This window comes from Acidobacteriota bacterium, assembly GCA_016196035.1.
In the GTDB taxonomy this organism is placed as follows: Bacteria; Acidobacteriota; Blastocatellia; order RBC074; family RBC074; genus JACPYM01.
On record JACPYM010000067.1, the window covers coordinates 1 to 13401 of the forward strand.

The 13401-nt window shown below is 56.7% G+C and carries 9 protein-coding genes and 1 pseudogene; 6 read left to right on the plus strand and 4 right to left on the minus strand.

Features of this window, described 5'->3' with window-relative positions; all coding sequences use genetic code 11:
- Positions 1-76: 76 nt before the first annotated feature.
- The 6 genes and pseudogenes from HY011_20905 (at position 77) to HY011_20930 (ending at position 9760) form a co-directional block, all read left to right on the plus strand.
- On the plus strand, positions 77-1360 hold the full coding sequence (locus HY011_20905) for a hypothetical protein (protein MBI3425401.1): 1284 nt from the start codon (positions 77-79) through the stop codon (positions 1358-1360).
- Between the two features lie 65 nt (positions 1361-1425).
- On the plus strand, positions 1426-3036 hold the full coding sequence (locus HY011_20910) for a M1 family metallopeptidase (protein MBI3425402.1): 1611 nt from the start codon (positions 1426-1428) through the stop codon (positions 3034-3036).
- 359 nt (positions 3037-3395) lie between these two features.
- A complete protein-coding gene (locus tag HY011_20915) occupies positions 3396-4826 on the plus strand; it encodes an alpha-L-fucosidase (GenBank protein ID MBI3425403.1) in 1431 nt (476 codons plus the stop codon).
- Between the two features lie 127 nt (positions 4827-4953).
- Positions 4954-6540, plus strand: coding sequence for an amidase (locus HY011_20920; GenBank protein MBI3425404.1), 1587 nt, complete (start codon positions 4954-4956; stop codon positions 6538-6540).
- Between the two features lie 163 nt (positions 6541-6703).
- Positions 6704-8051, plus strand: a pseudogene (locus HY011_20925) (prolyl oligopeptidase family serine peptidase).
- A gap of 917 nt (positions 8052-8968) precedes the next feature.
- A complete protein-coding gene (locus tag HY011_20930; GenBank protein MBI3425405.1) occupies positions 8969-9760 on the plus strand; it encodes a hypothetical protein in 792 nt (263 codons plus the stop codon).
- A gap of 58 nt (positions 9761-9818) precedes the next feature.
- Here HY011_20930 and HY011_20935 read toward each other — a convergent pair whose 3' ends face one another.
- Genes HY011_20935 through HY011_20950 form a run of 4 tightly spaced genes read right to left on the minus strand, consistent with a single transcriptional unit; the run spans position 9819 to position 13261 of the window.
- Positions 9819-10208: a type II toxin-antitoxin system VapC family toxin gene (locus tag HY011_20935; protein ID MBI3425406.1), complete on the minus strand. Its 390-nt coding sequence runs from the start codon at positions 10206-10208 to the stop codon at positions 9819-9821.
- A 6-nt stretch (positions 10209-10214) separates the two neighbouring features.
- Positions 10215-10559, minus strand: a complete 345-nt coding sequence (locus HY011_20940; GenBank protein MBI3425407.1) for a hypothetical protein — start codon at positions 10557-10559, stop codon at positions 10215-10217.
- A gap of 54 nt (positions 10560-10613) precedes the next feature.
- Entirely contained in the window at positions 10614-12779 is a 2166-nt protein-coding gene (locus HY011_20945; protein ID MBI3425408.1) for a xanthine dehydrogenase family protein molybdopterin-binding subunit, read from the minus strand.
- The gene (locus HY011_20950) at positions 12776-13261 is read right to left on the minus strand and encodes a (2Fe-2S)-binding protein (GenBank protein MBI3425409.1); all 486 of its coding nucleotides are present in this window, start codon (positions 13259-13261) and stop codon (positions 12776-12778) included. Before HY011_20950 ends, HY011_20945 begins: the two co-directional genes overlap by 4 nt.
- Between the last annotated feature and the right edge of the window lie 140 nt (positions 13262-13401).

A 13401-nucleotide genomic window follows, 5' to 3' on the forward strand; every position in this document is an offset into this window, starting at 1 on the left:
GTCGCCGCTACGCGGCTGCACAACCACTGCCTTACATTTTTGCTTACATTTTTGCCATCACCAAACAGTGAAACGGTTGCTGACTCTGCTGCTGTTGATTGGTTTGGAAAGCGCGCTGGCTCAATCGCAACCCGCTGCGCGGAATCCAAAGCCACAACTCTCCGCTCCCGCCGGATCGTCGCCCGCCGTGCGCGACACGTGCGCGAATTTCTGGACGCTGGCACCGGCTGAAAATAACCAGCGCAAGTTATTGGTCTTGCCCGCGCAAGAACCGACCGCGTGGATTGATCCACGTATCAGCGGTGCTGAGCCGAGCGACTGGCGCACGATTCGCGCGGATGAACTCGGTTTTGTTTGGTTGACGCAAGGCGCGCGCACAATGCGCTTCGATCCGCGCAAACCGCAGGAAGGCGCGCGCGCGATGATCTTTGCGCCAACCACGGTCGCCGCACAGCAACAATGGCAAATCGTCACCCGTATGCCCGCCAGCAACCATGATCTAACAGCGGCGGTGTGGCGCGACAAGCTTTATGTTGCGGGCGGACTGACGGCGGAATGGGGCTTCCCGACGCGCTCGCATCCGTTTGATGAATTATGGGAGTTGGATACCGGAAACTGGACCTGGCGTGTGGCGGGCCGCTTCGGGCGCGGGCGGATTTACTGCGCAACGGCGGCGTTTGATAGCAAAATCTGGATCGTTGGTGGCGACGTGATCGAAGCCGACGGCACGCGCCACGCCGTGACGACCGTGCAGCTTTATGATGCACGCACGGGCAAAGTGACCGAAGGCGTTCCCAATACGATTGCGCGCCCGATGCCGCTGGCGCTGGCGGCGCAGGGCAGGTTGTACGTGCTGGGCAACGAGCGCGACAAATACGATCAGCCCGGCGAGATGGAAAGCCTCGGCGTGGGCGAAACGGTGTGGCGGCGCGAACCGGCTGGGCCTGCAGGAATGGGGCCGCTCGCGGGCACGGTGCTCGATGGCAAACTTTATGTCGCGGTGCGCGAGCGCGGGCTGGCGATTTACGATCCGGCCACCAAGCATTGGGAAGCGGATGCAGCCTCACCCTTTGGTAAGCCGCGCTCGTGCCAGATGACGGCCTATCGAGGCGAAATCTGGCTGTTGGGCGGGCGCGATACGGCGGGCGAAGATCAAACGCTGATTTATGCGCCGCAAACGAAGACCTGGCGGCCAGGGCCGCGCTTGCCGCGCCCGCTCAGTTGGGGCGCGGCGGAAGTGGTCAACGACCAGTTAATCGTCACCGGCGGCGCGGCGAGTTATGGCAAGGATTATCTTTACAACGACCTCACGTTCGTTTGGCGGGGCAAAGAGCAAAGCGCCGCGAAAGAAAAGCGGTGACAATTCCTGCATAGCTCTTGAAGCGCTATTGCAGGAATCGCAAGAGCGATGAACAATCAACCATCATGAAAACATTCCTGGTTTTACTGGCAGTGTTGAGCTTCAGCACTGCGCTCGCTAGCGCTGACACTTACCCACGGCAACCCAACGTGGACGCTTTGCATTACGCCTTTCAACTCACACTCAATGATGAGGATGACGAGATCACGGGCGAAGCCGCCATTACGCTGCGCTTCACGGGCGCAGGCGTTAAGGAAGTCGCCTTCGATCTGGCCTCCGTCGCCAACGGCAAAGGCATGACGGTCGCCGCCGTGGGTGCGGGCGGGGCATCGGTCACGTTCAAACATCAGGCGGATCGGCTCATTCTGAGTTTGTCCACGCCGCCACCGGCGGGTGAGCAGCGCGTCTTCACCGTGCGGTATCGCGGCGTGCCGGCCAATGGCTTGCGCATGCTGAAAAATAAGTTCGGCGCACGCGTTTTCTTCAGCGAGAACTGGCCGAACAACGCGCGTCAGTGGTTGCCGATGATTGATCATCCATACGACAAGGCGACCAGCGAATTCATCATCACCGCGCCCGCCAAATATCAGGTCGTTGCCAATGGCTTGTTGCAGGAAGAAACCGACCTCGGCGATGGGCGGCGGTTGACGCATTGGAAACAATCGGTGCCGATTGCTTCGTGGCTGAACGCGCTGGGCGTGGCGCAATTCGCCGTGCATCACGACGGCCTCGTCAAAGGCGTGCCGCATCAGACCTGGGTCTATCATCAGGAACGCAACCTCGGCCCCGCCTGGTTCGAGACCAAATCGCGCCAGGCCATAGAATTTTTCAGCGAACACATCGGCCCGTATTCCTACGAAAAGCTCGCCAACGTCGAAGCCGCCGGTTTTGGTGGCGGCACCGAACACGCCAGCGCCATCTTTTATGGCGAGAAATCCATTTTGGAGCGCCCCGACACCGGCCTGATCGCGCACGAGATTGCGCACCAATGGTTCGGCAATGCGGTGACGGAAAAAGATTGGGATGACGTGTGGCTGAGCGAAGGCTTTGCCACCTATTTTACGCTGTTGGCGGCGGAGCATTACGACGGGCGCGATGCTTTTGTCGCGGGCTTGAAGCGCAGCCGTGATCAGGTCTTTGCGTTGGAAAAACAGAATCCGGGCGTTGCCGTCTTGCATGACAATCTGGCGGATATGAAGAAGGTGCTCAACCGGATCATTTACCAGAAAGGCGGCTGGACGTTGCACATGCTGCGCTACCAGATGGGCACGGAAAACTTCTGGGCGGGCATTCGTGATTACTATCAACGCTATCGCAACAGCAGCGCCACCACCGCAGACTTTCGCCGCGTGATGGAAGAGCATTCCGGTTTGGAACTGGCAGGGTTCTTTCAGCAATGGCTGGTGCGCGCCGGTTCGCCCGTGGTCGAGGGCGAATGGCGTTACGATGCGGCGGCCAAACGCCTCGTGCTCGAATTGGCACAAACACAGCCGGGCGAAGCCTATCGCTTGCCGCTCGAAATCGGGATCACGACTGACGGTATAACCCAGCTTGAAAAGATTGAATTCGCCCGGAAACAACAACGCTTTGAACTCGCGGCGGACAAAGAACCCGCGCTGGTCGCGCTCGATCCGAATACCTGGGTGCTGATGACGGCGCGCTTCGGCAAGCGGTAACGCTCAATCAGAGTTCACGCTGCCGCGTGTCGGCGGGCCGCTACGCACACGCCGCGGCGTGCGCGCTGAACTGCCGTCACCGAAAAATATACAGCAAGAAATGATTTCAGTACTTACGCAGAAGCTTGCCACTGAGGCACCGAGACACAGAGCCAGACCCAGAACTTCTCCAATACACGAGAAAAGCTCCGTGTCTCGGTGCCTCAGTGGCAAGCTTGCTTGGGTTTTGCGTAAGTCCTGGAGTTCTAAAGTCACGCGAAGGGAGCCAGCTTATGACCAATCCGAAATATACTTTTGCAAATTTTGCCCGCGCTGCGTGCGCCCTATTGCTGCTTGCGGGCTTCACCCTATTGCCTGTCATGGCCCAGACAAAACGCTACGAGTCGAAGTGGGAAGCGCTCGATCAGCGCCCGACGCCGGCCTGGTTCATTGACGCCAAATTCGGCGTCTTCATTCACTGGGGTGTCTATTCGGTGCCTGCCTATGGACAGGTGGGCGAATACGCCGAGTGGTATTGGAACCGCATCATGGGCAATCAGCCGAAGTTTGCGCCCTGGCGCGAATTCCATCAGAAAAACTACGGCTTTGATTACATGGACTTTGCGCCGCAATTCAAAGCTGAACTCTATGACGCCAAGCAGTGGGCGAATATCGTCAAACGCGCGGGCATCAAGTATGTCGTGCTGACGTCCAAACATCACGAGGGCTTTGCGCTCTGGCCCAGCGCCGAAGCCAACCGCACCTGGGGCCGTCCGTGGAATGCCGTCGAAATCGGCCCGAAGCGCGATGTGCTGGGCGAACTCGCCACCGCGACGCGCGCCGCAGGGCTGAAATTCGGGTTCTATTATTCGCTCTACGAATGGTACAACCCGCTCTGGAAAACTGACCGCGCCCGCTACGTCACCGAACACATGACGCCGCAATTCAAAGACGTCGTGACGCGCTATCAACCCTCGATCATTTTCAGCGACGGCGAATGGGACATGCCGTCCAAAGACTGGGGCAGCGAGGCCCTGCTGGCCTGGCTCTTTAACGAAACCGCCAACAAAGACGAAGTCGTCGTCAATGACCGCTGGGGCAAAGACACGCGGCACAAACACGGCGGCTATTGGACGACCGAATATGCGGCGGGGCTGAAAGACGGCTCGCATCCGTGGGAAGAAAGTCGCGGGATGGCTTATTCCTACGGCGTCAATCGCGCCGAGCGCGTGGACGATTACAAAACAGCCCGCGAATTCATTTTTACGCTGATTGATCTGGTCAGTCGCGGCGGCAACCTCTTGCTCGACATCGGCCCGAATGGCGACGGCACGATTCCGCCAATCATGGAACAACGGCTGCTGGAAATCGGCGACTGGCTGAAGGTCAACGGCGAAGCGATTTATGGCACGCGCACCGCCGGCCGCCAATGCCAATGGAGCGATGGCCAGCGCCCCGACCAGCAATATGGCGAGTTCATGGTGAAATACAAACTGCTGGATCAGATCGGGCAGCAAGCGAAAGATGGCCCCAATGGCAAGCTGGCCGTCAAACAAGTGTTCTTTACGCAAAAGCCGGACGCGCTCTATGCCATCACGGTTGGCTGGCCGGGCAAACAGCTTGTGTTGCGCAATCTAAAGGCGCCTGCGAACGCCAAAGTCGAAATGCTGGGCGTGCCGGGAACGCTGAAGGCGGCGCTGAAAAACGATACGCTGACCATCACGACGCCCGATCTGGGGCCGGATCAAGCGCCTTGCCAGCATGCGTTTGTCTTCAAAATCAGCGGCGCGGCAGTGCTGTCGGAAAAGTAATTGGTGAGAGAAAAAGGAGATTGCGGAACAGACGGAAATAACCGAACAAACAGAAAAAACACTGGCTGATTTTTCCGTCTGTTCTGCAAAATTCTCTCGGCTTAGCCACGACTGAAAAAGGACACCGATGAAACCATTGTTGCCAGACTTTCACTGCCGTTTATGCGAGTGGATAAAAAGCCTGTTTCCAATACTACTTGTCTTGCTAGTGCCGGGCTTTCATTGCCCGACCGTTGCGCAAACCAAAACGTTTGAGCCGGCGGAGGCGACGATTGCCGACATTCACCGCGCCCTGCGCTCTGGCAAACTCACCTGCCGCCAATTGGTCGCCGCCTATCTGAAGCGTATTGAGGCTTACGACCAACCCACCAAACTCAATGCCATCGTAATCGTCAATCCACAGGCGCTGGCCGAAGCCGACAAACTCGACGCCGAATTCAAACGCACCAAAAAGCTGCGCCCGCTGCACGGCATTCCGGTCATCGTCAAAGACAACTTCGACACCAAAGACCTGCAAACCACGGGCGGTTCAATTGCGCTCAAAGGTTCACTGCCGCCGGATGACGCTTTTCAAGTGCGCCGCATTCGCGAAGCGGGGGCGATTGTGCTGGCGAAATCGAATATGGATGAATGGGCGTTTCGGCCTGTGGTGACTGAGAGTTCGACTGCGGGCATCACGCGCAATCCCTACGATCTGGAGCGCGTCCCCGCTGGTTCCAGCGGCGGCACGGCAGCGGCAGTGGCGGCGAGTTTCGGCGCGGTGGGGCTTGGTTCGGACACAGGCAATTCGATTCGCGGCCCGGCCTCGCACAACGCGCTGGTGGGCATTCGCGCGACGATGGGCTTGACCAGCCGCGACGGCATCATCCCGCTCTTTTTGCGCCAGGACGTAGGTGGCCCGCTGGCGCGCACAGTCGAAGATGCCGTGCGTATGCTCGAAGTGATTGCGGGCTATGACCCGGCTGACCCGATCACGAAAGAGTCCGTCGGCAAAGCGCCGAAAAGCTACACGCAATTTCTCAAGCGTGATGGGTTGAAAGGCGCGCGGCTGGGCGTGTTCCGGCGTTATCTCGACACGCCCACGACTGACCCGCAAATCAAAAAAGTCATGACCAAGGCTATCGCGGATTTGAAAGCACAGGGCGCCATCATCGTTGACCCGTTCGATCTGCCGAGTTATCCGGAACTGACGCGCAATATAAGCTGCAATTCGTTTCATTACGACCTGAACAACTACTTGGCCTCGCTGGGCGAAAAGGCCAAATACAAAACGCTGGCCGCGATTGTGGCCGCCGGTTTGTATTTGCCGGTCAATGAAACGCGGTTGAAAAATTACGTGCAAACGCCCGCGCCCGCGGCCAACCCCTGTCAGGATGTTTATCACGATCCGCGCAGCATTGCCTTGCGTGAGGCTATTCTCGCGGCAATGGAGAACGACAAACTCGACGCCATCATCTATCCGACGTGGAGCAATGCGCCGCGCAAGGTCGGCGATATGCAAAGTCCGGCGGGCGATAACAGCCAAATCCTTTCACCGCAAACCGGCTTCCCCGCGATCACCGTGCCGATGGGGTTTACCAATGGCTCATTGCCGGCAGGGATCACGTTTTTGGGCAGGCTTTTCAGCGAACCGGACTTGATCAGGGTTGCCTATGCCTATGAACAGGCGACCAAACAGCGGCGGCCACCTGTGTTGTTCCCACCGCTACCATAGAAGTGAATGCTTGCCCCGCCGTGTGTGGACAGCGAGAAACCATAGGCTGATTTCTGATTCCCGATTCCCGATTCCTGATTTTTGAAATCAGGAATCGGGAATCGGGAATCAGGAATCAGCAGGCTTTTTGAAGCACACCATTGATTGACGTTGCTGAACTAGATTGGTTTTCACATCAGTATATGGGAAAAGCCGCGCAGCGGGACGGTACCGCGCGCGTGAGCAAGCGGTGCGTCGAACTTACGGCATTGGCCGAGTCGCCCAGGCGCCGCTTGCTCACGCGCGCGGCACCGTCCCGGCACAACGCGCTCCCGTAAACGCAATTGAAAATCTGTTCGACGGCGCAACCGGCGCGGTCAAGAACCAAATCACCAAAGGCAACTGGGTCGTGCGCGGCGTCGAAAAAGTAGACGAAGCCGCCCGCCAAATCTGGTTCCAAGCCAGCGGCCATGTACGCGGGCAAAGACCCGTACCTGATTCATTACTACCGCATCAACTTCGACGGCACGGGCCTGACCGCGTTGACCGAAGCCGACGGCAATCACACGGTCAGCTTTTCAGAGGACAGGAAGTTTTACGTTGACCTCTGGTCGCGCGCAGATCAACCCGCCGTCGCCGAATTGCGCCGCACCGAAGACCGCAAAGTCCTGGCCGAACTCGAACGCGGCGACGCCAGCGAATTGATGAAAGCCGGTTGGCGCGCGCCCGAAGTTTTCACCGCGCTCGGCCGTGACGGCAAGACAGACATCTGGGGCATCATCATCCGCCCGTCGAATTTCGATCCGCTCAAAAAATACCCGGTGATCGAAAACATCTACGCCGGGCCGCACAGTTCATTCGTGCCCAAGACGTTCGCCCCTTACAACCAAATGTGGGCGCTCGCCGAACTCGGTTTCATCGTCGTGCAGATTGACGGCATGGGTACTTCGAACCGCTCAAAGGCCTTTCACGACGTGGCCTGGAAGAATCTGGGTGATGCCGGCTTCCCCGACCGCATCCTTTGGCATCAGGCGGTGGCGGCGAAATATCGCTACTACGACAGCACGCGCGTAGGCATTTACGGCACCTCGGCGGGCGGGCAAAACTCGCTGGGCGGCATGCTCTTTCACCCGGAGTTTTACAAAGTCTGCGTCTCGTCGTGCGGCTGCCACGACAACCGCATGGATAAGATTTGGTGGAACGAACAATGGATGGGCTGGCCCATCGGCCCCGAATACGCCGCCGCGTCGAACGTAGACAACGCGCACAAGCTGCAAGGCAAGCTGTTATTGATCCTCGGCGAACTCGACACCAACGTTGACCCGGCCTCGACCATGCAAGTGGTCAACGCGCTGATCAAAGCGGGCAAGACGTTCGACTTTCTGGAAATCCCCGGCGCGGGCCACACGAACGGCGGCGCGTATGGCGACAAGAAACGCTACGATTTCTTTGTGCAGCATTTGCTGGATGTGAAGCCGCCGGATTGGAATCGGGTGGAGAAGGGGAAGGCGGTGACGGCGGAGGGGAACTGAGGAGGTACGATTTGTTTTCAGGCTAGTTTTTGAGCGGTCTTAATGAAACTGTATCTGATTGCAGGTGATTGTAATTAGCAGGAATATCGATCACGTTGAGTTTCTTTTGGCTCTACGGTTCATAACAGGCTAATATCCGTCTTCCTTTGCTTATTAGTCACGCTTTGGCGAATCAACCACACTCACACATTGGCCGACTTTGCGAACGACGCTTTTAAGTGTGGGGTAAGCTAACAATTGAGGTGTATATGTGGCGAATTGATTTTTCTGATGAAAGCTTGTTTGGTAATGAAGCTGCTGAGGATGAATTTGTAGAAATTTTTTCTAGCTATGCCGTACCACGCGAAGAAGTAAACAACTTCCTCAATGAAGACAACCGTATATCTATAATTAGAGCTTACAAGGGCGAAGGGAAATCAGCCATTTTGCGACTTGTTAGTTTGCGGTTACAAGATCAGAACAATGACTCAGTTATTATCCAGACAACAGCATCTGCAATTTCCCCAGACGTTGACAACAACGATTCTGACCGCTGGGTGCGAGGCTGGAAGCTCAATATTTTGCGATTGGTAGCACGCGAAATAGGCTCAAAGATTTCAATGGCATTCAGTGACGATGCTATTTCTTTGTTGGAAGAGGCAGAAGCAAATAACTATCGAGAACGCTCTTTTGTTTCAAGCATTGTTGATCGGTTGAAATCTTCCGCTGTTCCGATTGAAAGGATGCGACCTGAAATGAAAAATCCAGAGCGGGTACTACAGCGTTGGAGCCAGCAAGGGAGTCCTATTTGGTTAATCATAGACGACGTAGATCAAAACTTTGAAAACACACAGTTGTATAAAACTAAAGTTGCGAGCTTTTTTACTGCCGTCCGTCAGATTGTGAATCTAATACCTGAGTTCAAATTCAGAACCGCTATACGTCCTAATGTATGGGCAATTGTTAAGCGCGAATATGAGGCATTATCCCATGTTGAGCAGTACATCGAGGACATACGATGGGGGCTAAACGACTATAAAGACCTAATATCAAACCGGGTTGAAGGGTATCTACGTCGAACAGATCAATGGAAGAATGGAACTATACCTACGTCCCGATATGAAAAGAGAGAATTTCTGATTAAACAGATTTTTGCCAGCCCAATGCCTTGGGGTTATAACCAAACAAGGGCTGCCGAGTCAGTTCTTTATACATTGTCGAGGCATCGTCCGCGTTGGCTTGTCGAGTTGTGTAAAGAGGCTGCAAAGAATGCCTGCTCACAACGAAAAAACGTAATAACTTATGACCATATTTCGCAGAATCTGGAGAATTTTAGCAAGCGTCGCGTTGATGACACGGTCGCAGAATTTAAGTCTCAGTGTCCCGAACTTGAAGATTTACTAACTGCTTTTGTTGGTCAGCCAGAAAGATTTACAACATCAGAATTAATGTCGGCCATTGGCAATAGGGTTCTCCAAGCTGTTAGTCCCCAAATTGCTGGGTCGTTTGGAAAGCCATCTTCTCGTGAAGTCGCACAATTCCTTTTTCAAATAGGATTTCTAACGGCTAGGAAGGATGTTAGCGATGATGAGTATGAGCATATTTCATTTGCAGAAAACCCTTTATTGTTAAACGCTGTAACAAATCTCGATCAGGGGTTTATCTGGGAAATTCATCCTGTTTTTCGTCAAGCGTTAAAACTCAAAAATGTGATCGGGAAAAAGAGATAAGCACAAAACACTGCTCGATAACCCAACATCTCTAACGGCCAAGGCTGGATGTCGCCCCTTAGAGCAGTTTGATGAATCCTTCCTGCGCAAAGTGATGATCGGTGGTGAGCGCGTCCAGCAAGCCGCGTTGTCGCATCAATACAAAGCTGACGGCATCGCAAAGCGAGTAGGTTTTATCGAGACGGGCTTCCAGCAAGGCGAAGGCAGCCTGATGCAACGCCTCATCAACCCAGACGATTTCGACAAGCGGGTTATGCATGAGTTCTCTTGAGAACGTCAAAACTGACTGGCGAAAATAACCGCGTACTTCGCCCAGCGGGATAAACTCGGCCAGGACATAGCTGTGTGTCAGGCGATAACGGGAGGACTTGAACAGTTTGTCAGCCGCTGCGTGCTGGTCGCTGTTCGCGTCAAAATAGATAAGCAGGCCGGACGTGTCGAGAAGCATGCTGAATCAGGATTGTGGTTGGTACAACGCCGCGTGGTCATCGCCGTAAGCGCGCGCCAGGTCGGCGTCTATTTTTTCATTGTCGCCACAGTCTGGATCGTTGCCGCAAACGACACCGCTTAAGGCAAACAACCGTTCTTCAGCGGCGCTGATTTCTTCTGCTGTGAGCGCCTGCTTCGTTGCAGGCGTACCAAAAGGTTGCTGCGACAAAATGGATGTTTCCACCAAGCTGAGCAAATAGGACTGTGCCGGGACGCCACGCCGAGCCGCGTTTGCAAGCGCGCTCAGAATGATGGGGTTGTTGATTTCTAGGGTTACAGTTTCCATCGCATCACCTTGCTTTTTGAGCATAGCGCGTTTTGCGGCTGTCCGGCAATCATCGGACAGCCAAACCTGATCGTTCCTTCAAGCCTTCAACCCATTCGGCGCGAGCGGCAACGACCGCAACCGCTGTCCCGTCGCCATAAAAATCGCCCCACTCACCGCCGGGGCCAGCGCCACAATCGGGCACTCGCCCGCGCCTGCCGAGGGCAAATCCGGGCGATCCAGCAGGACGGTCTCCAGCTTGGGCAGGTCGCTGAAACGCGGCACGCGGTAGCGCGAGAAGCGCGGGTTCAAGACCTTGCCGTCCGCGAAATCTATCGCCTCGAACAACGCGCCGCCGATGCCTTGAATGATGGAGCCTTCGACCTGATGGTGCAGCCCGTCCGGGTTGATGATCGTGCCGCATTCAAAGGCCGTGACCACACGCACCAATTTCACCTTGCCGTTCGTGATGGCGACTTCGACGCAATTGGCGACGTAGCCCGCTTTCTCAAACCCGCCCGCGATGCCGAAGCCGTGCTGAACCGCCGGTTTCGTCTGACCCCAGCCAAAGGCTTTGGCCGCCGCGGTGAGCACGGCGCGCATCCGTTCATCTTTCAAATTGCGCAGGCGGAATTCGAGCGGATCGAGTTTCAGGCTTTCGGCCAATTCGTCCAGATGCACTTCGCGCGCAAAGTGGTTCGCGGTCGAAGCCAGCGCGCGGTAGGAACCCTGGCGCAAGGGCGAGCGCACGCTGTGAAATTCGTTTTTCTGATTCGGGATTTCGTAGATGGGACGCAGGCCCGCCGTACCGGAATTGTAGTTGTGAAACTCCCAGGCGGTCAGCTTGCCGTCTTTGTCCGCGCCGCTGGTGATTTCGATCAACCCGGCGGGGCGGAAGTAGGCCCAGGCGAATTCCTCTTCGCGCGTCCAGACCAGCTTGACGGGTTTGCCCGCAGCTTTCGCCAAGCGGGCGGCTTCGATGGCGGCCTCGCCGGTGTGTTTGCCGCCGTAACCGGAACCGGTGTCGGGCATGATGACGCGCACCTTTTCTTCGGGAAGGCGCAAGGCGCTCGCCAATTCGCTGCGCACGCCGAAGGGACGTTGCGTGCCTGTCCAAACGGTGAGTTTGCGGTCTTGCCATTCGGCGATGGCGGCGCGCGGTTCGAGCGGCGCGTGCGCGATGTAAGCGACGGTGTAACGGCCTTCGAGTTTGTGTTGCGCGGCGGCAAGGCCAGCGGCGATGGAGCCACGCTCGTTGTTGTTTCCTTGCGCGGGCGCGGCGTTTTGCCCAGCGTTCTGCCCGGCGTTTTGTTTGAAGTAGTCGAAGATGGTTTGCGCCGATGGTTGCGGCGTGGTTTTCCATTCGGCGCGCAGGGCGGCCAACGCTTGCGTGGCGAGTTGCGTGCTGGGCGCGGTGACGCCTACGAAATCGCCATCGCGCACGACGGTGACGCCGGGCAGGCTTTCTGCCGCTTTGGCGTCGAGTGATGTCAGCGTTGCGCCGTTGGCAACGGGACGCAGCACTTTGCCAAACAGCATATCGGGGCGTTTGAGGTCGGTGGTGTAACGGTGTTTGCCAGTGACGATGTCGCGGCCATTGACGCGATGCACGGGCTTGCCCGCGACTTTCCATTGCTCGTGCGGTGTGAGCGCGACGTTGTCGTTGATGGCTTTGAGCAGCTTCTGGCCTTTGGTCAGTTGACCGTAGCTGATGCTTTGGTTTGTCGCCGTGTTTGCGATCTTGCCGTCAGCCGCGCGCAAGGCAGCGCGCTCGGCTTTGAATTGTTCGGCGGCAAGGTCGAGCAAGGCTTCGCGCGCGGCGGCGGCGGCACGGCGCAAACGCGGATTCATGCCCGGCGTTGTGTTGCTGCCAAAGGTGCCCGCATCATACGGCGTCAAATCGGTGTCGCCCATCACCAGTTGAATTGACGACATTGGCACGCGCAACTCTTCGGCAACGATCTGTGCCAGCGAGGTGCGGATGCCCTGACCGACTTCGACTTTGCCGGTGTAAACCGTGACCGCGCCGTTTTCGCCGACGTGCAACCACGCGCCGATTTCTTGCGGCGTGCGCGCGCCGCCGCCTCTGCGCGCGCCGCCCGATTCCTGTTGGGCTTCGGCTTCATTCAACGCCAAGACAATCAGCACGCCGCAACCCAACGCTTTGAAAAAATCGCGGCGCGGCATTTCAAAGTGATAAGCAGGCGCGGCGTGCAACTCATAGCGTTCCGGTTCGAGTTCGTAATCATTCAACAGTTCATTCATTGCGCACCACCTTTCTGTGCGGTCTGTTGATTGGCCGCGCGTTTCATGGCCGCCAGAATGCGCGGGTGGCTGCCGCAACGGCAGACATTGCCTTCCAGCGCGTGTAGAATTTCAGCTTCCGCCGGGTGCGGATTCTTTTTCAGCAGACCTGCGCCGGTCATCAGCATGCCTGAAATGCAATAGCCGCATTGCATCGCGTCTTCGGCCAGAAAGGCTTCCTGCAACGGATGCAGCCGTCCGTTCTGCTCCAAGCCTTCGATAGTCGTGATCTGTTTGCCCGCGACTGTGGTGGCTTCGGTCAAACAGGAGCGCGTGGCTTGGCCGTCAATCAGCACGGTGCAGGCGCCGCATTGGCCTTCGCCGCAACCGTATTTCGTGCCGGTCAAATCCAGGTCGTCGCGCAGGACGCTGAGCAAGCTGCGGCCCGCTTCAGCCTCTATGCGCTGTTTGGTTCCGTTGATGCGAAGCTCGATGGTTTTCATAGGCGTTTCCGTGATAGGTGGGAGCGCAGCCTTTGGAGTGCGGCGGCTCGACGCCGCTTTCGTTTTCGCCTAAGGCCGATTCGGAACAGCGGTGTTTACAGTGGCGAACGAAAAGCTGCGCCAAGTCGCAGCACTCCAAA

Coding starts and splice junctions, on each gene's coding strand:
- HY011_20945 (MBI3425408.1), bottom strand. CDS start 12,779: ATGAATGAACTGTTGAATGATTACGAACTCGAACCGGAACGCTATGAG.
- HY011_20915 (MBI3425403.1), top strand. CDS start 3,396: ATGGCCCAGACAAAACGCTACGAGTCGAAGTGGGAAGCGCTCGATCAG.
- HY011_20940 (MBI3425407.1), bottom strand. CDS start 10,559: ATGCTCAAAAAGCAAGGTGATGCGATGGAAACTGTAACCCTAGAAATC.
- HY011_20910 (MBI3425402.1), top strand. CDS start 1,426: ATGAAAACATTCCTGGTTTTACTGGCAGTGTTGAGCTTCAGCACTGCG.
- HY011_20950 (MBI3425409.1), bottom strand. CDS start 13,261: ATGAAAACCATCGAGCTTCGCATCAACGGAACCAAACAGCGCATAGAG.
- HY011_20935 (MBI3425406.1), bottom strand. CDS start 10,208: ATGCTTCTCGACACGTCCGGCCTGCTTATCTATTTTGACGCGAACAGC.
- HY011_20920 (MBI3425404.1), top strand. CDS start 4,954: ATGAAACCATTGTTGCCAGACTTTCACTGCCGTTTATGCGAGTGGATA.